The following is a 20,645-nucleotide window of genomic DNA, read 5'->3' on the forward strand; positions in this document are numbered from 1 at the left end:
GGGAGCTGGCTTGCCTGCGATGCAGACAACTCGGTCTCTCAGGTACACCGAGGTGAGGCCATCGCAGGCAAGCCAGCTCCCACATTTGACCGTGCCCGCTGTAGATTTTGATCTTGATGTTGCCTTTGCTTCACACCACTCAAGCCGGCCTGTAGGCCGCTGTGCTGTTGATCTGCTTTTGATCTTGATCTTAGGCGCCCCGTTAAACCACGCTGGCCGAACGCAGGTAGTACGGAGCGGGTAAACCGGCAGGACGCCGGTTTAGCCGCGACGGGGCAGGGACGCCCCGTCGCGGCGGCCCGCTTCGTGCTGCCGGAGTGAGGGCACACCGAGCATTAGCGAGGTGCCGAGTGGTGGGGCAAGAGCCCTTTTGGTTACTTTTGGGGCTCTTTTCCAAAAGTGACCCGCTGTAAGAGCGGAACCCATATCAGCCCCGACCGCAACACCGGATATGTACTCCAGCAGGTCAGAAATTCTGCCCCATGGAGAACTGGAACACCTGCCTGGTCGCATTCTCCGGTGTGCGAACCGGCAGCGCCAGGTTGATACTCAACGGCCCCAGCGGGCTGTACCACGTAGCCCCGACACCCACAGAAGCGCCCAGCTGACTAAGGTCAACCCCGTTGCACCCCTGGGTAGTACTCAGGGCGCACTTGTTCGAGTAAACGTTGCCCACATCCCAGAACACCGAAGTACGCACCGATTTGTTGTCCTTGAGAAACGGCATCGGAAACAGATACTCCGCCCCGCCTGTGATCAGGATATTGCCCCCCAGCGCCTCAGCATCCCGGTCGGTGTAGTACTGCTGCCCCGCACTGGCATACGCGCCAGTGGCTGGCGTACTGCGCGGCCCAAGCGTGCCACTCTCAAACCCACGCACCGAACCCTCGCCCCCAGCGGTGTAGTTTTCATAAAACGGCAATCCGTCAGTCGAGCCATATCCGTTGGCATAACCCAGCTTGGTATGAAAACGCAGCGTAGTAGAGGTAGTGACCGGCACGAACGTCTGCCCGGAGTAGTCGAGTTTGTAGAAGCTCAAGTCACTGCCCGGAAGCGTCACCGTCAGGTTCAAATTCTGCGAGTAGCCACGGGTCGGCATCACGCCTTTGTTCAACGTCGACTCCGACCACCCCAGGTTCGCCTTGAAGTTGGTGAACTCGCTGCCTTCACGCTGCAGAAAGTCGTAGATCTCATCAGAGCTGTAGATCCCCGGGTCGATGCTGTCGTGTTGCACGGTCAGGCCGAAACTCAACCGCGAGGTTTCATTGATCGGGTAGCCGATCGTGGCACCGAGGCCGTAGCTGTTGATGGAGTAGTAGGAAACCCCGCTGCCATCGTCGTAGTAGTTGTTGTAATCGGTGGCGCTGTAGAACGCGTTATAGCCCAGGCTCACCCCGTCCGGTGTGAAGTAGGGGTTGGTAAAACCGATGTTGTACTTGCTTTGATACTGCGAGCGGGTCAAGCCCAGGCTGGCGTAATTCCCGGTGCCCAGGAAGTTGTTCTGGGTGATCGAACCGCCGAGGATCAGCCCGGCATCCTGGGCAAACCCGACGCTGGCGGTGATCGAACCGGACGCCTGTTCTTCGACGGCGTAGTTCACATCCAGCTGGTCATCGACACCCGCCACGGCCGGGGTTTCGACGTTGACCTCTTTAAAGAAGCCCAGGCGCTCCAGGCGAACCTTGGACTGGTCGATCAGGTAGGTCGAGGCCCAGCCGCCTTCCATCTGGCGCATTTCCCGGCGCAGTACCTGGTCGTCGGTCTTGGTGTTGCCCCGGAAGTTGATGCGGTTCACGTAGGCGCGCTTGCCCGGGTCGACGTTAAAGGTGATGTCCACGGTGTGGTCGTCATCGTGGGGCGTGGGCACGCCGTTGACGTTGGCGAAGGTGTAGCCGTCGTTACCCAGGCGCCGGGTGATCAGGTCGGAGGTGGTGGTCATCAGCTTGCGCGAGAACACCTGGCCTTTCTGCACCAGCAGCAGGGACTGGACCTGGTCCTGGGGCACTTTCAAGTCGCCGCTGAGTTTCACCTCACGCACGGTGTACTTCTCGCCCTCGTTGACGTTGACGGTGATGTAGACGTGCTTCTTGTCCGGAGTAATGGACACCTGGGTCGAGGTGATGTCCATGTTGATATAGCCACGGTCCAGGTAATAGGAGCGCAGGCGCTCCAGGTCGCCGGTGAGTTTTTCACGGGCGTACTTGTCATCGTTGGTGAAGAACGACAACCAGTTGCTGGTCTTGAGGGTGAAGGTCGTGGCCAGTTCCTTGTCGGTAAACACCGTGTTGCCCACCACGTTGATGTGCTGGATCGCCGCCACCGCGCCTTCGTCGATCTTGATCTTCAGGCCCACGCGGTTACGCGGCTGTGGCAGCACTTCGGTGTCGACGGTCGCCGCGTAGCGACCCTGGGCCACGTACTGGCGCTGCAGCTCGTTGCGCATGCCTTCGAGGGTGGCGCGCTGGAAGATCTCGCCCTCGGCCAGGCCCGACTGCTTCATGCCTTTGAGCAGGTCTTCGGTGGAGATAGCCTTGTTGCCTTCGAACTCGATGCTGGACACCGACGGGCGCTCGACCACATTGATGATCAATACATCGCCGTCGCGGCTCAGCTGGATGTCCTGGAAGAAGCCGGTCTTGAACAACGCGCGGGTGGAATCCACCAGCCGTCGATCATCCGCCTCGTCCCCCACGTTCAGCGGCAAGGCACCAAACACGCTGCCCGCAGAGACCCGTTGCAGACCGTTGATACGGATATCCGAGATTTTGAAGGCTTCAGCGTGTGCAAGTGTGACATTGAGCAGCAGCGCAACCGAGCAGAGCAGGCGCGAAAAATTCATCAAGATCTTTTCCAGAACACATCGACAAGCAGCGCAAGCGCGCACGGATGACTCGCCGCAGGCGGGTCACCACGACGCGGCCAGACGGGTGGACGGCAAGCATAAGAGCGCCGGGGGTTTGGTGCGGTTAACCAAGTGTCAAGTTAGGTAAAGGTTGGCCCCGGGGCGGTGACGCTGGGCGATACTGTGGCCAGACCCCTTCACGAGCTCGCCATGATCCGCGTATTGCTAGTCGACGATGACCAGGAACTGACTGAAATGCTCGGCCAATACCTGGAGCATGAAGGCTTTGAGGCGACCTGCGTGCACACCGGCGAGGAGGGTGAAGTTGAGGCGTTGTCGGGGCGCTACAGCATTGTGGTACTGGACGTGATGCTGCCCAGGCTGTCGGGCATAGAAGTGCTCAGGCGCATCCGCGCCAGCAGCCAGGTGCCGGTGGTGTTGCTCACCGCCCGTGGCGACAACATCGACCGCATCACCGGGCTGGAGCTTGGCGCGGACGATTACGTGCCCAAGCCCAGTTCCCCGGGTGAACTGGTGGCGCGCCTGCGCGCGATCATGCGCCGGGTGCAACCCGTGGGCCAGCCGACCGGGGAGGTCATAACGACCGGCGCCCTGATGCTGTGGCCCGGCAAACGCCAGGCCCGTTGGAACGGTTGCGAGCTGGGGCTGACCAGTACCGAATTCAGCCTGCTTGAAGTGCTGGCCCGGTGCGCCGGCCAGGTGGTGAGCAAAAAGGACCTGTCCCTCAATGCCCTGGGCTGCCCGTTGACCCGTTACGACCGACGCATCGACGTGCACATCAGCAGCATTCGCCAGAAGTTGGGCCCGCGTCCGGATGCCAAGGCCTGGATCCAGAGCGTGCGCGGCCTCGGTTACCTGTTGATCGCCGAATGATGAAGCCCAGCCGGCTGTTCTGGAAGCTGTTCCTGGCCTTTTGGCTGGCCACCAGCCTGACGTTCCTGGTGGGGTTGAGCATTCTCGTGGCGGGCAGCCTTGGCCCCGGGGATCACCATCTGGATGCGATCCTGGCCAGCGAAGAACAGTTGCTGGAACAGTACGGTGTCGAGTCGGGCCGCCAGCTCCTGGCGGTGTGGCAGCCACCCCACGGCCAAGCCATTGGCGTGTATGACAGTGCCGGTCAATTGCTGGCCGGCACGCCGGTCTCGCAGGCGGCCTATGAAAAGTCGCTGATCAGCAAGGACGGGGCCGCGCTGTCGCTCAGGTCTTCCCAGCCTCCCCACGAACCCGGGCGGCTGGGTCATTGGATTCCGTTGATCATCGGCACCGTAATGAGTGCGCTGTTCAGCGGGTACATGGCCTATTACCTGGCGTGGCCGCTGGCGTACCTGCGGCGGGCGATGGGCGACGTGGCCCGGGGACACTTCGAAACCCGGGTGCGGCCGATGATGGGCAAGCGCCGTGATGAAATCGTCGACCTGGCCGAAGACTGCGACCGAATGGCCAACCAGCTCAAACTGCTGGTGGAGGCCCAGCAACAGCTGCTGCACGACATCTCCCACGAACTGCGCTCGCCGTTGACGCGCATGCAAGTGGCCATCGGGCTGCTGCTGCAAGACCCGGCACGCCAGGAAATGCTCGGGCGCATCCAGCGTGAATCGGCGCGCATGGACACGCTGATCGAGGCGCTGTTGACCCTGGCGCGCGTGCAGGGCCGCCCCGAAAGTATCGAGCGCGAGCCGGTGGATATCATCGAGCTGCTGGCCGTGATTGTCGAAGACGCGCAGTTCGAGGCGGGCATCAAAGGCTGTCGTGTCAGCTTGCAGGCGTGCCCTGACTTTGTCAGTCGTGCCAGCGGCGAGCTGTTGTATCGGTGTTTCGAAAATATCGTTCGAAATGCGGTGCGCTACACGCGACCGGATACGACGGTGCTGGTCACGGCGCAGATCAACCCCTACACACCCTGGCTGAGGGTCTTGATCAGTGACCAGGGGCCGGGGGTTGAACCGCTGCGGTTGCCGCGTATTTTCTGGCCCTTCGAGCGCGGCCCGAATGACGCCGATAGCGGTTTCGGACTGGGCCTGGCGATCGCCTTGCGGGCCGTGGAAATGCATGGCGGCACCATCGTGGCGTACAACCAGCCACCCGGCGGGTTGACCGTGGAGATCAACCTGCCCCGGGTGGGATCTTTACACGATATTACATTGGCTTGACCGCCCTGTACGCCCTGCGCCTTTAGACTTTTCCTCTGCGTAAGCTGATGTTCAGTGACGCCATTGGCGTGGAGGTGGCGATGTTTCAGGTGCATAAAAAAGGCTTCGTGGCCGGCAAGAAAATGGTCGATGGCCTGGTGCCTTACGATTTCTTCTGCGAAGACAGCCCGGCGATCAACCTGTTCGTGTTTACCGGCTCTGCCGCCCTCGGCGAAACGGTGGAGGAGCAGACACTGTGGGGCTTTACCCGGCTGGAACGGTTTGAAGCCATGACCGGCGCCCTGGTGGCGAACCGCAAGAACGACGGCTGGTTTCAAAGTGTCAGCGTGCTCACCGGGCCCAACCAGAACGGCACCCAAAGCGTGAAATTCCAGCGGGTGCTGAAAATCATCCGGCATGTCACCGCCAGCAAGTTTGAATACGAGATCCATACGGATGAAGGCGACACCTACTTCACCCGTCGACCCGCTGCACCCGACAGCGCACAAACCGTCATTTATGCAGCGGATCAATAGCCGCACGCCGGCCCGGGGGCTCAGGCCGGCAGCACCTGCGGGCTGCCACTCTCCACCACAAACTGCTTGAGGGTCGAGACCGTGGCATTCGGGTCCAGCCGATCCGAGATCGCCTGCATCCGCACCTCCAGCCGTTCCGGCGTCAGCTCCAGTGACAGGTACCCGCGCGGGCGGCTGTCGTAGAAGCGAATCTGCGGGTTGTCCGGCAGGATCGATTGCACCGCTTCATAGCTGGGCCCGTTGGAGGTGATGGAGGTGCCGACAAATTCCGCGGCCACCAGCCGTGAGTCGGGGTCTTCAGGCCGTTCGTAGAGGTGGTTGGCCCAGAAGGAGTGGTAGTCGCCGCTGAGCACCACCGGATTGGCCGCGCGGCTGTCCCACAGGTTGTCAATCAGGCGGCCCCGCGCGGCCTGGAAACCATCCCAACTGTCGGTCCAGTAACGGGCGTCATCGCTGCCGGGTTTTTGCGCCCGCAGCGGGGCCACCAGCAGGTCCTGGGCCAGCAGGTTCCAGCGGCTGTCGCTGCGGCGCAGGCCGTCATACAGCCAGCGCTCCTGCTCGAAACCCAGCAGGGTGCGCCTGGGGTCGGCGAGGTCGACGCAACGGCTCAATTCCATATGGCCCTTGCCGAAGTTCGGTGCCTGGTAGCACGGCTGGCGCGAGCGATATTGTCGGCCATCGAGCACCGGGATGGCCGCCAGGTCGCCGTAGGTAAACCGCCGGTAAATCTGCGGGCTGCCATTGCTGCCTATGGGCGGGCGACGCACCGGCATGTTTTCCAGGAACACTTGATATGCCGCCGCTCGCCGTTGCTGGAACGCGGCCACAGTGACGCTTGGGTCCTGGGAGGAAAGGCCCGAGTAGTCGTCCTGTACTTCATGGTCGTCCCAGGTGGCGATCCACGGCGCGGCGGCGTGCAGTTGTTGCAGGTCCGGGTCGGTCTTGTGCAGCGCGTAGCGATAGCGGTAGCCGGCGAGGTCGGTGGCCTCCGGCGCCCCATAGCTGCGGGCCAGGCCCGGGGTGCCGGGCTTGTTGGTGTATTCGTAGATGTAGTCGCCGAGAAACAGCACCAGGTCGGGCCGTTCATTGGCCATGTGCCGATAGGCGCTGAACAGGCCACGCTCGTAATGCGCGCAGGAGGCCACGCCGAGTTTCAGGCGGTCGACCCTGGCGTTGAGCGCCGGCAGCGTCAGCGCGCGGCCCGTCGGACCGCGTTCGCCCAGCGCGATAAAGCGGTACCAGTATTCTCGCCCCGGCTGCAGGCCGTGCAGTTCCACATGCACGGCGTGGCCATTGATCGCCAGGGCCTGGGTGCGACCGCGCTGGGCGATGCGGCTGAAGTTTTCGTCCAGGCCCACTTCCCAGTCCACCGGGATGCTCGCCGGTAACGCGTACTCGTTGCCGGGGAACAGCGGCAGGGTGCTCAGGCGGGTCCAGATGACAAAGCCGTCCGGCCAGGGATCGCCGCTGGCGACCCCCAGGGTAAACGGCGTGGCCACGCCGGCCAAAGCACTGCCGTAGCGCAGGATTAGCGGGGCGGCAGCCGCTCCGGCCAACAGGCGCAAGGCCTGTCGGCGATTGAGATCAAACGTCATGACAGGTCCTCAGAATGTGTAGCTGGCCTGGACGCCCACGGTGCGTGGCTCACCCGGCGTGGCGATCTGTGCGTTGGACAGGAACGAGCCGTGGTACAGGTCGTACTGCTTGTCGAACACGTTGCGGGCCCACAAGGCACCCGACCAGTGACTGCCTTTGGGCGTGATGCCCAGGCGCGCATTCGCCAGCCAGTATTTCTGGGTGGTGGTGCCGTTGCTGCCGACGATGCGGTCGTGGAACGAGTAATCGCTCTCGGCACTGAAGGTGAAGCCGCCGACGTCCCACACATATTGCAGTTGGCCGCCGTAACTGATTTTCGGGAAGTTGGTCAGGCTGGAGCCGGAGAAGTCGGTGTACACCGGATAGGCAAAGCCCACGGCCCGCGTGGCGGTGCTATCAAGGCCCTTGTAGTCGAGGTATTTGCCCTTTTTGGTGCCGAAGTATTGGCCCAGCGTCAGGCCTGGCAGCGGCTCCCATTGCAGCTCGAATTCATAGCCGTAGATTTTCGATTTGGGAATATTCACCAGTCGCCCGACGTTGCCGATCTGCTGGCTGATCCACACTTGGGATTGGTACTGCTGGTCGCGGTAGTCGTAGTAGAACGCCGAGCCGTTGATGCGCAGGGTGTCGCTCAAGTCGCTTTTGAAGCCCAGCTCATACGCCAGCAGTTTCTCCGGTTTGACCGGCGCGATCTGCTCGGCGTAGCTGGAGTTGTAGGCGGTGAAACCGCCGGATTTGATCCCGCGGCTGACCGTGGAATACAGCAGGGTCGAAGGTGTGACCTGGTATTCCAGGCCCAGCTTCCACGAGGTGGAGTTGCTGTCGAGGTCGCTGTCGGCGGCCGGGAAACTCAGTTGGCCCAGGCTGTAGACGCCGCTGTTTACCAGGATCCGCTGGGTGCTGAAGTCTTGCAGTTCGCGGTGTTCTTTTTCCTGGCGCAGGCCGACGATCAGTTTCCAGTCGTCGGTCAGCTGATAGTCGCCCTGGGCGAAGGCACTGTAGGTGTTCGACTTCTGGGTGTACGAGGTGTAGGTGCCGTAGCCGAGGTTGGCGCTGAAGTCCGAATAGAAGTTTTCGTCGAGGCGGTCCTGGGCGAAATACAGGCCGGTCTGCCAGTTGAAGCGCTCGTTGTCGTGGGACGCCAGGCGCAATTCCTGGGAGAACACCTCGATTTTCGAGTCGAAATATTCGTCGGATTGCGGGATCACCGAGGCGTCCCAGTCGATGTATTCACGCCGGCGGAAACGGTCGGAGGCGGTGATGCTGGTGACACTCAAATGGTCGTTGAGGTCGAAGGTGCCGGTGAGGGCGAAGCCGGTGTTGTCGTTGTCGCGATGGGGTTTGTCACCGACCGACAGGCCCGTGAGCCTGGCAAAACCCGGGGTCAGGCCCCAGCCGGTTTTGCTTGGGTCGCTCTCGGCACCAATGGCCGAGTAGCCCCGGCCATTGGTCGCATTGGGTTTGAGGCCCTGATACAGGTAGGAGCCCAGGCTGTCGGACTTGTCCTGGCCGGCATGCAGGGTCAGGTTGAAATTGATATCCGGGGTGGCGTCCCAGTCGAACTGGCCGCGCACCGAGGTGTTGTCCTTGTCCCCGAGGCTCTGCCCGGTCACGCGGTTTTCTTGCCAGGCGCCGCCTTGTTCGGTGATGAAGGCGAGGCGGGCGCGCAAGGTGTCGGTCAGCGGGCCGGAGAGAAAGCCTTCGACGTTGCTGGCGTTGTAGGAGCCGTAGTTGGTGGTCAGCCCGCCGTGGAATTCCCGGGTGGGTTTGTTGGTGATGAAGTTGATCGCGCCGGCGGTGCTGTTGCGCCCGTACAGCGTGCCCTGGGGGCCGCGCAAGACTTCCACGCGCTCCAGGTCGAAGAGTTGGCCCTGGGTCTGGATCGGGTAGGGCAACGCCACCTGGTCGAGGTACACGCCGACGGTGGAGGTGTTGTTGCTGCCGTAGTCCTTGAGGCCCACACCGCGTATGCGGAACAGCGGGTTGCCGCCGCCGTACTGGGGTGCGATGTCGAGGTTGGGCACGTAGTTTTGCAGGTCGTTGACCTTGGTCACGCCCTTGTCTTGCAGGTCCTGGCCGCTGAGGGCAGTGAGGGCGATACCCACGTCCTGGGCAGATTCTTCGTGGCGTTGGGCGGTGACCGTAACCTGGGGCAGGGCGGTGGTGACAGGTTGTTCCGCGCCTAAGGCGTCCCCCGCCAGCAGGACCATGAACGGCGCACTGGCGAGGATGAATGGGCGCGTGGGTTTGGTGGGGCGCGGGTAACGGAGCAGAGGGTGCATGGCAAGGTCCCTTAAGAAATTCGATTCTTGAGCGTGGGGCCGGCGGGGTGCCGTCCCGTCACGCAGGGGCCGCTCTTTGAAGAGTAAGCTGAAGGGTTGATAGCAAGCTATATGCCATCATTTTGTCATAATTAAGTATTTGATTTTATTGATGAATTTTTTGGTGGTGCGAGAGGTTCGCTGAAAAAGCAACAATCAGAAGGCAGGTTGTTCGGGAATCAACAGGGTGCGTACCCGCTACTTGAATAACGGATACGCACCGGCACTGGCGGCCTTTACCGATGCTGAAACCTCGGTAACGCAGCAATCCGCATCTTCGGCTCCTGCAACCTGGCCAGGTCACTGGCAATCTGTGCCCGCCAAAAATGCGCGCCGGCCAACTGCGCATCCACCCACGCCTGGCGCAGCAGCACCTTGGCCTTGTCCACCGCGCCGTACTGCGCCTGGCGCAGAATCAGCTGCGCCTTGATCCGCAGCATCTGCGGCACGAACCAGCGCTCATGCCGGCCCAGGGCCAATTGCAGGGTGTCTTCCAGCACTTCCAGCGCCAGTTTCTCCAGCCCCAGCCGTGCCAGGCCCAGGGCGTATTCGCAGCGCAACAGGCTATACAGCTGGCTATCGCCCTGCCCATGCAAGTGGTGCAACGCCTCACCCAACAGCGGCACGCCTTCCTCGGGCGAGCCCTGGCGGATCAGCAGGATGCTCTCGAAACACAGGCGAAACTGACGCCAAATGTGCAGGTCTTGCTGCGTCGTGCTGTCTTGCAGCAGCCCCAGGTAATAGCGCACCTTGGGCAGGTTGGACGCCAGCAATGCCAGCGGAATCGCCCCCAGGCACAGGGTGTACCAGAGGGTTGCCGGATGATCGAGGGTGATGGATTCATCGACGCAACTGCCGATCAAGCGCAGCGCCGGGTCAACATCGCCCTCCAGCAACTGCACCTGCGCCTTGAGGCAGCGGGCGGCGATGCGCTGGTCAAAATGCACGTCGATAATGTGCGAACGCGGTGCCGAGGGTGACCCCAGCGCCTCGTCGATATTCTGCCGGGCACCGGCCAGGTCGCCCATGTGGAACAACGCCAGGGCGCGCATGCGTTTGCCCAGCAGTTGCTGGTTGCCGCTGTGGCTCAGGGTGATGTAGCGCTCGGCCAGTTCCAGCGCCTCGGCGTATTGGTTGCAGCCGCAACGGTCGCTCCACAGGCCCCACAGCGCCCGCAGCTTGTGTTCGGCGTCGCCCAGGTCGCGGGCATCTTCGCGCACCTGGCGCCAGGCTTCACGCATTGGGCCGCCGGTGCCGTAGGTCAGCATCAGCACGCTGGCCAGGGCGGTTTGCAGCAGCATGCGCTGGCGCAACGGCAGCGGGGTAGTGGCGGCGCTGGCCAGGCCTTTGTCGACCCAGGTGCGGCACTCGCTGACCAGCGACAGGCGCAGCCACAACGGCACGCCGCCCAGGGTCAGTTCGATGCCGGTGGGCAGGTCGCCCGAGGGTGAAAAGGCCCACTCCAGCGCCGCGCGGACCGTGTTGATTTCCGGGCCGTAGAGGCCGACCCAGGTCTCGGGGGAAAGCCCGTCGAGGGTCTGCCCGGCTTCCTGCAAAACCCCGAGGGCAAACAGTGCATGGCGCTGGCGGGTGGCATCGGCTTCGCCGTGTTCGTTGAGTTTCTCCAGGGCGTAGGCGCGGGTGGTTTCCAGCAGGCGGTAGCGCTTGAGCAACCGGGATTCACCGGCGATCAGCAGCGACTTGTCCATCAGGCTTTCGAGCAAGGGCAGGGCGTTGCGCCCATCGAGGGTGCTGCTGGCGGTCATGGCCTTGACCGCGTCCAGGGTGAAGGAACCGGTAAACACCGCCAGTTGGCGCAACATCGCCTGTTCGTCGCCGGAGAGCATCGAGTAGGTCCAGTCCAGGGTCGCGCTCAGTGAACGGTGGCGCGCCAGGGCGGTACGCCGGCCGGTCATTTGCAGGCGGAAGCTGCCGTCGAGCAAACCCACCAGGTCCTGAATGCCGAAGGTACGCACCCGCGCCGCAGCGATTTCGATGGCCAGGGCATTGCTGTCGAGCTTGCGGCAGATGGCGCTGGCAGCGGCGACGTCGGCGTCCTTGAACACGAAGCCGGGGTCGAGGGCCTTGACCCGTTCGATAAACAACGCGATGCCGGACCAGGTCATGGCTTGCTCGGCACTCAGGCTGGCGTCTTCATCCGGCACCAGCAGCGGTGCCAGGTCGTGCACCCGTTCGCCGTCGGCCCGCAGCGGTTCGCGGCTGGTGGTCAGCACGCAACACTGGGGCGCGCAGCGCAGCAGCACTTCGACCGCGTCGGCAGTGGCTTGCAGTACGTGCTCGCAGTTGTCGAGCACCAGCAGCAGCGGGCTGTTGGCGAGCACCGAGGCCACGCTTTGCAGCGGCTCGTCACTTACGCTCTGGATGCCCAGCGCGCTGGCGAGCATGCCGGCCACCCATTGGCCGCTGGTGGCGGGGGCCAGGTCGACGAAGCACATGCCCTGGGGAAAGCGACCCTGCAGCAGTTGCGCCACGGCCAGGGCGACGGTGGTCTTGCCGATGCCGCCGGGGCCGGTGATGGTCACGAAGCGCTGGCTCAGGACCTGGTCGGCAAGGCTCAGTATCAGTTGCTCACGGCCAATCACCGTGCCCGGCGTCGCCGGTTGCAGGTTAGGTACGTCTGCCGTCGGGGCCGGCACCAGGGCTTGGGGCACTGCGTTTTCACTCACTGCCTGCATCGTTACCGGTGCGACAAACCGGTAGCCCCGGCCCGGCACGGTGACGATGTAGCTGAAGTTGCCGTCATCCCCCAGCGCCCTGCGCAGCGCCACGATCTGCGCGCGCAGGTTGCATTCCTCCACCACCACCTTGGGCCAGGCGAAAGAGATCAGCTCGGACTTTTCCAGCAACTCGCCAGCCCGGCTGGCGAGGGCGATCAGCAAGTATAAGGCGCGGCTGCCGAGGGTCACCGGCTCGCCGTTGCGCAGCAATACATGCTGGCGCGCCAACAAGAGAAAGGGGCCAAAACCGATAGCGTTCTCGGTGTGGTCCGGGGCCTGGGGGGCGAGGTCCATAAAGGACGCTGCGGGGTATTTGCTCGAACTCATCAATTTGTCCTTTTTTGTAGTCGGGCTTGTTATTGGCGATCAGGCCATTCGCCCTTTTGGGTGCTTACGTGCGGCAGCAGGCTTGGAGAGTTGAAGTCGATCAAAAGGTGAGAATTGCCGCCCTCCTTTGGGGCATGGACATTGTTATAGGGCGCGGGGCCGTAGGGTTTCAGGCGATGAGACTGTTTCAGATTCGAAACATTTTATTACTAGAAAACCTGATGTAGCAGAATGTATGCCAGTTGGCATGTAACAAAGATGACAACAACCGTATGAAATTTATGGGGATTTCTGAGGTCGTCGGCGGCGAAGGAAGGAAGATGTTCGGAAAGGCGAATATTTCTAATTGTGTCGTTCGGGAAGCCGAATAAAACGGCGGTGGTCTGCGGCGAGCGGGCTTGTTGTGGTGAGCGGGCTTGCCCCGCGCTGGGGCGCGAAGCGGCCCTGAAATCGGCTGTCGCGTGTTGTCTGTTGATAGGCGGTGGTTCTCTATTGGGGGGGCTGCTTCGCAGCCCAGCGCGGGGCAAGCCCGCTCACCACAACAGCCCGGCTCACCACAACGTTGGCTGTGTATCAGACTGTGTCTCAGCACCCACCTGATACACCGGCATGAATAGAAGGCGGGAACGCGACACAGACGGGATACACGCCTGGCTTTAAATCTGTCTACCAGATGGCGCAGGTGGTCACCCACCGCACAAGCGCCCTGGCCACATTCAGTCAAGCCAGGAGTTCCACACCATGAAGCGCCACTACGCGGCCCTTGCCGCCACCCTCGCACTGTCCCTCGGTGCCTTCGCCGCCACCGCCCATGCCGATGAGGCCAAGCCCCAGGAAAAATGCTTCGGCGTGTCCCTCGCCGGTGCCAACGATTGCGCCGCCGGTGCCGGGACTTCCTGTGCCGGTACCGCCAAGGCGGATTACCAGGGCAACGCCTGGGTGCTGGTGGACAAAGGCACCTGCACCCAGATCAAGACCCCCAAAGGCTTCGGCAGCCTGACGGAACAACCATGATTGCCCTGGCCCCTGCGGTGCTCAAGCGTGTGCTGCCTGAGGCGCTGCTGTTGCTGGTGGCTCGCGTGGGTATCGCTTCGGTGTTTTTCCTCTCGGGCCGCACCAAGGTGACCGGTTTCCTGCAGCTCAAGCCGTCGACCTACACCTTGTTTCGCTCGGAATACGCCTTGCCGCTGGTGCCGCCGGATTGGGCGGCACACCTGGCGACCTACGCCGAGCATCTGTTCCCGCTGTTGCTGGTGCTGGGCCTGCTGACCCGCCCGGCAGCCGCTGCGCTGTTGGGCATGACCCTGGTGATCGAGGTGTTTGTGTACCCCGACGCCTGGCCAACCCACCTGACCTGGGCGGGGCTGCTGTTGCCGCTGCTGGCGTATGGCGGCGGGGCCTGGTCGCTGGACCGCGTGTTGTCCGGCCAACGCCGTTAACCCTTTCACAACAATGATCAGGCCCCAAGGCCTGTGGAGAGTCGCATGCGTATTCTTTCTTCCCTGGCGATCGCCATGGCACTCGCTACACCGTTAGTGGCCTCGGCCGCCGATGCAGCCAAGCCTCAGCCGGGCAACGGTAAAAGCGTGGTGATCGTGCCCGGTTCCTTCGTCGACGGCTCCGGCTGGCGAGTGGTGCACGACATCCTGATTCACAAGGGCTACAAGGTCACCGTGGTGCATCAGGGCCATGAAAGCCTTGCCGCCGATGTGGCCGAAGCCCGCGAAGTGCTGGAGCAACAGGTCGGCCCGGTGGTGCTGGTGGGTCACAGTTCCGGCGGCGGGGTGATCTCGATTGCCGGTGACCGCGACAAGGTCAAGTCGATGGTCTATGTCTCTGCCCTGCAACCGGAAGTCGGCGAGAACATGAGCCAGTTGCTGTCGTCGATGCCGGCGCCGAGCAATGACGTCAAGCAGACCCGCGACGGGCATCTGTTCTTTGACCGCACCAAGTTCAACGCCGATTTCGCCGCCGACCTGACCACCAACCGCACCGACTTCATGGCCGCCTCCCAAGTGCCGGCCACCACCGCGCTGTTCGGCGGCACCGTGTGGGCCGCGGCCTGGCACAAGAAACCGACCTACGCCGTGGTGTCCACCGAAGACCGTGCCCTGAGCCCGGATCTGCAGCGCTGGATGTACAAGCGCGCCGGCTCCAAGGTCACCGAAATCAAGGCCAGCCATTCGGTGTACATCTCCCAGCCTGAGGCTGTGGCGAAGGTCATCGAAGACGCTGCATCCGTCATCAAATAAACCCCACCCCGAGGAGTAACACCCATGAGTACGTCCATCAAATCCCGCTTGAGCCTTGCCACTGCTGCCGCCCTGATCGCCATGGCGTCGGCCTCTTTCGCCGCTGCCGCGAGCGCCGCCGACCAGCCGGAGCAGCCAGGCCGCTGCTACGGCGTGAACAACTGCAAGGGCGAAAGCCTGTGCGCCACGGCCAAGAACGATTGCAAGGGCCTCAACAGCTGCAAGGGCCAGGGCGTGGTCGTGAAGACCCCGTCCGAGTGCCTGAAGCTGGGCGGCACCACCACTGAGCCGAAGTAAGGTCGTAATGAACACGCGGGGTGCCTGCGCCCCGCGTTGTTCTCCGGTTTTTCGCGAGCAAGCTCGCCCCCACAGTTTTATAACGGAGACCCCAAGATGCCGACATCCAACCCGCGTTTCCCGGGCTATGGCCTGGGGCTGCGCAAGGAGCACTACAGCGAGTTCCTGGAGGCGCCGGTGGCGGTGGATTTCGTTGAAGTGATCTCCGAGAACTTCATGGTCGCGGGCGGCCAGCCCCGGCATATCCTGCGCCAGATTCGTGAGCGGTATCCGGTGGCGCTGCACGGGGTGTCGATGTCTATCGGCACGGCCGAGGGCCTCGATCGCGATTACCTGAAGCGCCTCAAGTCGCTGGTGGACGAGATCGAACCGCTGTTTGTGTCCGACCACCTGAGCTGGTCCCGCAGTGGCGGCTTCAACTCCCATGACCTGCTGCCAGTGCCTTATACCGACGAGGCACTGGACCGGGTCTGCGCCAATATCGACATGGCTCAAGAGGTGTTGGGCCGCACGATGCTGTTTGAAAACCCGTCCAGCTACCTGGCCTTTGAAGGCGCCTCCATGAGCGAGTGGGAGTTTATCGCCGCCATGTCCCGGCGCACCGGCTGCGAGCTGTTGCTGGACGTCAATAATGTGTTTGTCAGCGCCAGCAACCACGGCTTTGACGCCCTGGCGTTTCTTCACGGAATTCCCGCCGAGCAGGTCCGGCAGATTCACCTGGCCGGCCACAGCCAGGGCCGCGAATTGCTGATCGACAGCCATGACAGCCCGGTGTGTGACGGGGTCTGGGATGTGTATGCCAAGGCCATTGCGTTGCTCGGCCCGGTCGCCACGATGATCGAGCGCGACGACGAGATTCCCCCCTTGGCTGAGCTGCTGGAGGAACTGTCGATCGCCCGGATGCTGGGCGCTTCCGAGGCCTTCAAGCGTGCGCAGGTGCGCCCATGAACCTCGCGCAATGGCAGCAGGCCTTTCACACCTGGCTGGTGAGTGCATCGGCCGAATCCGCCCAAGTGCTCGGCAACAACACCGCCGGGCTGGCGGTTTACCAGAACAACTACCGCGCACAACTGGTGGGGTGCCTGGAGCAGGCCTTTCCCAACCTGCGGCGTTGGGTTGGGGATGAGGCGTTTCTGGCCGCAGCCATCAGCCATATCGACCGGCATCCGCCCCATGCCTGGACGCTGGACGTCTATCCCGAAGGCTTTCACCTGACCCTGGGTGAACTGTTCCCCAACAACCCCGACGTGCATGAGCTGGCGTGGATTGAGTCGTCGCTCAATGAGGCATTTGTGGCCGCCGATGCGAGCCCGTTGCCCATGGACGTATTGGCGGCGGTGGATTGGGACACCGCACACCTGCAGCTCACGCCATCGTTGCGATGCCATGGGCTGACCACCAATGCCGAGGCGATCTGGTCGGCGTTGTGGCAGCAAACCCCGGCACCCGAGGCGGTGATGCTGGCCGAGGCCGGCGGGCTGCTGGTGTGGCGTCGGCAATTCACTTCGCGTTTGCGCCAAGTCGATGCCTTGGAGTACCAGGCGCTGGTGCACCTGCAAGCCGACGGCAGTTTTGTCGGGCTGTGCGACTTTCTGGTGGAGCGCCTGGGGGTAGAGGAGGGCGTGGAAAAGGCCGGTGAATGGCTGGCCGGCTGGATCGGCAGTGAGTTGATTGTGGGGGTCGTTGACGACCTGCCTGTGTCACATTTTTCGGAGCTATAACCGCATGTCTTATTTCAATCGCCGTCGTTTTTTGATTTCCACCGCCATGGCTTCAGTCGTGCTTTCACTGCCGGTAATGGCGGCGCCCGCGAGCCGGCAGATCCGCCAGGTCAGCACCGACCTGCTGGACATCGGCTACTACGAAGCCGGCCCGGAGGAGGGCCGGCCGATCATTTTGCTGCATGGCGCGGACGGTGATCTGGAACGCTTCGCCGGGGTCGCGTCGCAGCTGGTGTCTCTGGGCTTTCGGGTGGTCGCGCCGTACCTGCGGGGCCATGGCACCACCACGCAACTGGACAAGGCTGCACCCGCCAGCACTCAGGAAGTGGTGCTCGGCCAGGACGTGCTGGACCTGATGAACGCCTTGCACATCCCCGAGGCGGTGCTCGCCGGGTTCGACCTCGGTGGCCGCGCCGTCACGGCAGCCGCCACCTTGCGGCCCACCCGTTGTGTGGCGCTGGTCACCGTCAACAGTGCGCCGCAGCCCGCCCTGGCCGAGGTGCTGGTGCAAATGGCGCGGATGGGCACCTGGCGTACCTGAACATGAATATTTGGACAGCCGCGCATTTGTCCGCTGAAAAAAAAGGCCACAGCCCTTACTCTTAAGGCCTTTGCCACGTGTGCGGATTGTCCATGTCTTCTGTAGCTGATGGGTTGGCCAGTGATAAACGTTTAGCGGCGGTGGTCGCGATTTCCCTGGGGATCGGCATGGCGACCCTCGACACGGCCATCGTCAACACGGCGTTGCCGACCCTGGCTGAAGGCATCGGCACCGATTCGGCCTCGGTGATCTGGGTGGTCAACGCCTACCAGTTGGCGACCATTGCCGCCGTGCTGCCCTTTGCCTCCCTGAGTGATGTGGTCGGCCACCGCCGGGTGTTCCTCGGCGGCTTGCTGGTGTTTGTGGTGGCGTCACTGTTTTGCGGCCTGGCCTGGTCGCTGCCGACGCTGACCGCCGCCCGGGTGGTTCAGGGCCTGGGCGCAGCGGCGATCATGAGCGTCAACATTGCGCTGTTGCGGCACATCTACCCGGCAAAAATACTCGGCCGGGGGCTGGGGTATAACTCGCTGGTGGTGGGGCTGGCCTTTACGTTGGGCCCCACCGCCGCGTCGGCGATTCTGTCGGTGGCCACCTGGCACTGGTTGTACCTGATCAACCTGCCCCTGGGCGCTTTGGCCTTGTGGCTGGGGGGGCGTGCGATTCCGGTGATCCCGATTACCGGGCATGCCTTCGACCGGCTGGCAGCAATTCTTTGCGCCGGGTTGTTCGCCCTGCTGGTACTGGGGCTGGGGTCGGCGGTGCACGGTGCGCAGGCGGTGTTGACCCTGGGGCTGATCGCCGTGGCGCTGCTGTGTGGCGTGCTGCTGATCCGGCGTCAGGCCGGGCACCCGGCGCCGATGCTGGCGGTGGATCTGTTCAAGCGCCCGCTGTTCACCCTGTCGGCGCTCACCGCGATTTGCGCGTTCAGCGCCCAGGGCCTGGCGTTTGTGTCGCTGCCCTTCCTGTTGCAAACCGTGCTGGGCCACAGCCAGGTGGCCACCGGTTTCCTGATGACGCCATGGCCGGCGGTAGTCGCGGTGATGGCGTTGATTGCCGGGCGCCTGGCGGATCGCATCTCGCTGGCGTTGCTGTGTGGCATCGGCCTGGTGATGTTGAGCGCAGGCATGGCGTCGCTGGCGACCCTGGGCAATGACGCGTCGACCTTTGATATCGGTTGGCGCATGGCCTTGTGTGGCGCCGGGTTCGGTTTCTTCCAGTCGCCCAACCTCAAGGCGATCATGACCAGCGCGCCCATCGCCCGCAGTGGCGGGGCCAGCGGAATTGTGGCCACCTCGCGGTTGATGGGGCAGACGCTGGGGGCTTCGCTGGTGGCGCTGTGTTTCCACCTGTCCCTGAGCAGCGGCCCGCAGTACGCGTTGTGGCTGGGGTGCGGGTTTGCCCTGGTGGGCGCGGTGGCCAGCGGTTTGCGCCTGATGCAGGACGGCGCCAAGGTTTAATCATTCGGGCCTTGTAAAACAGGGCGGTAGACGGCTACCGTGGCCGTCTAAATAATTCTGAATGTTTCAGCTTTTATGTCTGATCTGGCCCAACGCAGTGCTGATGCCCACTCCCGCCGTGCTGCGCTGACCCTCGGCCTGTGCCTGCCCAGCGACGTGTTGCTGTACCTGGTACTGCCAATGGAGTCCCAGGCGTTCGGTATCACCCTGGCCCAGGCCGGGGTGCTGCTGGCAGCCAACCGCCTGGTGCGGATCTTCGGCTACAAGCATGTTCTGAACTTCTACGCCCGTAACGGCGATCGTCTGACCTGCTCCATCGCCGCCGGTGCGGCGGCGGTGTGTGCCCTGGGCAACTCGATGTTGTCCGGCTTTGCCGCCTTGCTCGGGCTGCGGCTGATTTGGGGCCTGTGTTTTGCCGCGTTGAACCTTTCCACTCAAGTGTTGGCCACCTCCGAACCGCTGGGTGCGGCGCGGCGGGCGGGGCGCTCACGGGCGTTGATCGCCCTGGGGCCGATGCTGGCCTTACCGCTGGGGGGATGGCTGACATTGCATGTCGGCCCGCGTCCGATTTTCCTGATTCTGGCGGGGTGTTGCCTGGTGGGATTATGGATGGCGCGGGGGCTGCCCACTGCCGGTCATAATTTGCACGGCACGCCGGGGCGACGCTTCCGGTTGCCCGACAGTGTGGCGACCTGGTCGTTTATCGAAGGTGTGGCGCTGGACGGGCTGTTTATCTTCGGCCTGTCGATTCAGGCGCAGAAGATCCTCGGTGGCAACGCGGTGCTGATTGCGGGCGGCTTGATGGCCCTGCGGTATGTCTCGGAACTGCTCCTGAGCCCGCTGGGTGGCCGGGCGGCGCAGCAGTTTGGTGCCACGTCGATGTTGTTGCTGTTTTCCTTTCTCAGTGCGTTGGCGCTGGGGGCGTTTGGCAGCCACTGGGTGATTGCGGGCGCCGCGGCGGTGCTGGTGTTGCGGGCGTTGCAACTGCCGTTGGTGACGACGCTGGTGGCGGAGCGCAACCCGGGGGCGATGCGGGTCTCGGCGTTGGCCTCGAATGCGGTATGGCGTGATGTGGGCGCGGGGCTTGGGCCGTTGTTGGCGGGGTTGCTGCTGCCAGTGGCGTCGGCGCCCTGGGTGTTTGGTGTGGCCGGGGCGGCGATTGCGGTCAGTGCGGTGTTCTGCTGGCGGGCGAAGATTTCGACGTGATGATGTGAGGCTGGTTGTGTCCCTTGACGAACATTTTGTGCGTTTGCTGGATGAGGCTTACCGGCATTGGACCGGGCAGGGGTTGCCGGCGCCCGAGGGGTTGGGGGGTGAGCAGCGGCTGACGTGGTTGCATGAGCAGGCGCCCTACAGCTTGCTGGCCCATGACGGGGCGGTTGATCCGCGTTTTACCTATGTGAATGAGTGTGCCTTGCGCTGCTTCAAGTATCCGCGTGAGGATTTTATCGGGATGCCTTCGCGGTTCAGTGCCTCGGAGCTGGATCGGCCGGCGCGGCAGGTGTTGATGGAGCAGGTTGGGGCCAAGGGGATTGCTCATGGCTACAGCGGGTGGCGGGTGGATGCGCAGAATCAGCCGTTCATGATTCATGACGGGGTGGTTTGGAATTTGTTGGGCGGGGTGGGGCAGGCGGCTTTGTTTTGGTTGGATGAGGGGGGGCTGAGTACATATCCGTTTCTTCGGTAACGGCGGCTTATGGTTTCGCTCTTACAGCGACTCACTTTGGAAAAGCCCCAAAGTAAGCAAAAGGCTCTGCCCCGCCTGTCGGCACCTCGCCTAGGCTCGGTGTTCCCTCACTCCGGCGCTGCTCCGCGGGCCGCCGCGATGGGCCATCCTTGGCCCAGCGCGGCTAAACCGGCGTCCTGC

The 20,645-nt window shown here is 63.1% G+C and carries 17 protein-coding genes; 13 read left to right on the top strand and 4 right to left on the bottom strand.

What is annotated here, in order from left to right; all coding sequences use genetic code 11:
• Positions 1-466: 466 nt before the first annotated feature.
• Positions 467-2,839, bottom strand: coding sequence for an outer membrane protein assembly factor BamA (gene bamA, locus P3C29_RS29360; protein ID WP_169387729.1), 2,373 nt, complete (start codon positions 2,837-2,839; stop codon positions 467-469).
• 213 nt (positions 2,840-3,052) lie between these two features.
• On the opposite strand from bamA, the gene P3C29_RS29365 reads away from it, so the two are divergent.
• The 3 genes from P3C29_RS29365 (at position 3,053) to P3C29_RS29375 (ending at position 5,528) form a co-directional block, all read left to right on the top strand.
• Positions 3,053-3,736 (top strand): response regulator transcription factor, encoded by a 684-nt coding sequence (locus P3C29_RS29365; protein WP_008430480.1) that lies wholly within the window; start codon positions 3,053-3,055, stop codon positions 3,734-3,736.
• Positions 3,733-5,013 carry a HAMP domain-containing sensor histidine kinase gene (locus tag P3C29_RS29370; RefSeq protein WP_275966096.1) on the top strand — a complete coding sequence of 427 codons (1,281 nt, stop codon included), beginning with the start codon at positions 3,733-3,735 and terminating at the stop codon, positions 5,011-5,013. The genes P3C29_RS29365 and P3C29_RS29370 overlap by 4 nt, the downstream gene beginning before the upstream one ends.
• An 80-nt stretch (positions 5,014-5,093) precedes the next feature.
• Positions 5,094-5,528 carry a hypothetical protein gene (locus P3C29_RS29375; protein ID WP_029616091.1) on the top strand — a complete coding sequence of 145 codons (435 nt, stop codon included), beginning with the start codon at positions 5,094-5,096 and terminating at the stop codon, positions 5,526-5,528.
• A gap of 20 nt (positions 5,529-5,548) precedes the next feature.
• Here the strand turns inward: P3C29_RS29375 and P3C29_RS29380 are convergent, their stop codons facing one another.
• The 3 genes from P3C29_RS29380 to P3C29_RS29390 all read right to left on the bottom strand — a co-directional run bounded on the left by P3C29_RS29380 (position 5,549) and on the right by P3C29_RS29390 (position 12,510).
• Complete coding sequence (locus tag P3C29_RS29380; protein WP_275966097.1) at positions 5,549-7,123, bottom strand: alkaline phosphatase D family protein; 1,575 nt, start codon at positions 7,121-7,123, stop codon at positions 5,549-5,551.
• Between the two features lie 9 nt (positions 7,124-7,132).
• Entirely contained in the window at positions 7,133-9,406 is a 2,274-nt protein-coding gene (locus tag P3C29_RS29385) for a TonB-dependent receptor (RefSeq protein ID WP_010175354.1), read from the bottom strand.
• A gap of 275 nt (positions 9,407-9,681) precedes the next feature.
• Positions 9,682-12,510, bottom strand: coding sequence for a winged helix-turn-helix domain-containing protein (locus P3C29_RS29390; RefSeq protein ID WP_275966098.1), 2,829 nt, complete (start codon positions 12,508-12,510; stop codon positions 9,682-9,684).
• A 741-nt stretch (positions 12,511-13,251) separates the two neighbouring features.
• On the opposite strand from P3C29_RS29390, the gene P3C29_RS29395 reads away from it, so the two are divergent.
• The 10 genes from P3C29_RS29395 to P3C29_RS29440 all read left to right on the top strand — a co-directional run bounded on the left by P3C29_RS29395 (position 13,252) and on the right by P3C29_RS29440 (position 20,465).
• Complete coding sequence (locus P3C29_RS29395) at positions 13,252-13,524, top strand: DUF2282 domain-containing protein (protein WP_169387734.1); 273 nt, start codon at positions 13,252-13,254, stop codon at positions 13,522-13,524.
• On the top strand, positions 13,521-13,949 hold the full coding sequence (locus P3C29_RS29400) for a DoxX family protein (RefSeq protein ID WP_010175348.1): 429 nt from the start codon (positions 13,521-13,523) through the stop codon (positions 13,947-13,949). The genes P3C29_RS29395 and P3C29_RS29400 overlap by 4 nt, the downstream gene beginning before the upstream one ends.
• A 45-nt stretch (positions 13,950-13,994) precedes the next feature.
• Positions 13,995-14,762 (top strand): alpha/beta hydrolase, encoded by a 768-nt coding sequence (locus P3C29_RS29405; RefSeq protein WP_275966099.1) that lies wholly within the window; start codon positions 13,995-13,997, stop codon positions 14,760-14,762.
• A 24-nt stretch (positions 14,763-14,786) separates the two neighbouring features.
• Complete coding sequence (locus P3C29_RS29410) at positions 14,787-15,059, top strand: hypothetical protein (RefSeq protein ID WP_003211275.1); 273 nt, start codon at positions 14,787-14,789, stop codon at positions 15,057-15,059.
• 96 nt (positions 15,060-15,155) lie between these two features.
• Positions 15,156-16,007 carry a DUF692 domain-containing protein gene (locus P3C29_RS29415; protein WP_275966100.1) on the top strand — a complete coding sequence of 284 codons (852 nt, stop codon included), beginning with the start codon at positions 15,156-15,158 and terminating at the stop codon, positions 16,005-16,007.
• Positions 16,004-16,780, top strand: a complete 777-nt coding sequence (locus P3C29_RS29420; protein WP_275966101.1) for a DNA-binding domain-containing protein — start codon at positions 16,004-16,006, stop codon at positions 16,778-16,780. The genes P3C29_RS29415 and P3C29_RS29420 overlap by 4 nt, the downstream gene beginning before the upstream one ends.
• A 4-nt stretch (positions 16,781-16,784) precedes the next feature.
• Positions 16,785-17,321, top strand: a complete 537-nt coding sequence (locus P3C29_RS29425; RefSeq protein ID WP_275966102.1) for an alpha/beta hydrolase — start codon at positions 16,785-16,787, stop codon at positions 17,319-17,321.
• Positions 17,322-17,413: 92 nt separating this feature from the next.
• The gene (locus tag P3C29_RS29430) at positions 17,414-18,778 is read left to right on the top strand and encodes an MFS transporter (RefSeq protein WP_275966103.1); all 1,365 of its coding nucleotides are present in this window, start codon (positions 17,414-17,416) and stop codon (positions 18,776-18,778) included.
• Between the two features lie 75 nt (positions 18,779-18,853).
• A complete protein-coding gene (locus tag P3C29_RS29435; protein ID WP_010175336.1) occupies positions 18,854-19,984 on the top strand; it encodes an MFS transporter in 1,131 nt (376 codons plus the stop codon).
• A gap of 43 nt (positions 19,985-20,027) precedes the next feature.
• On the top strand, positions 20,028-20,465 hold the full coding sequence (locus P3C29_RS29440; protein WP_275966113.1) for an MEKHLA domain-containing protein: 438 nt from the start codon (positions 20,028-20,030) through the stop codon (positions 20,463-20,465).
• Positions 20,466-20,645 lie beyond the last annotated feature (180 nt).

Source organism: Pseudomonas sp. 1912-s, assembly GCF_029269205.1.
In the GTDB taxonomy this organism is placed as follows: domain Bacteria; phylum Pseudomonadota; class Gammaproteobacteria; order Pseudomonadales; family Pseudomonadaceae; genus Aquipseudomonas.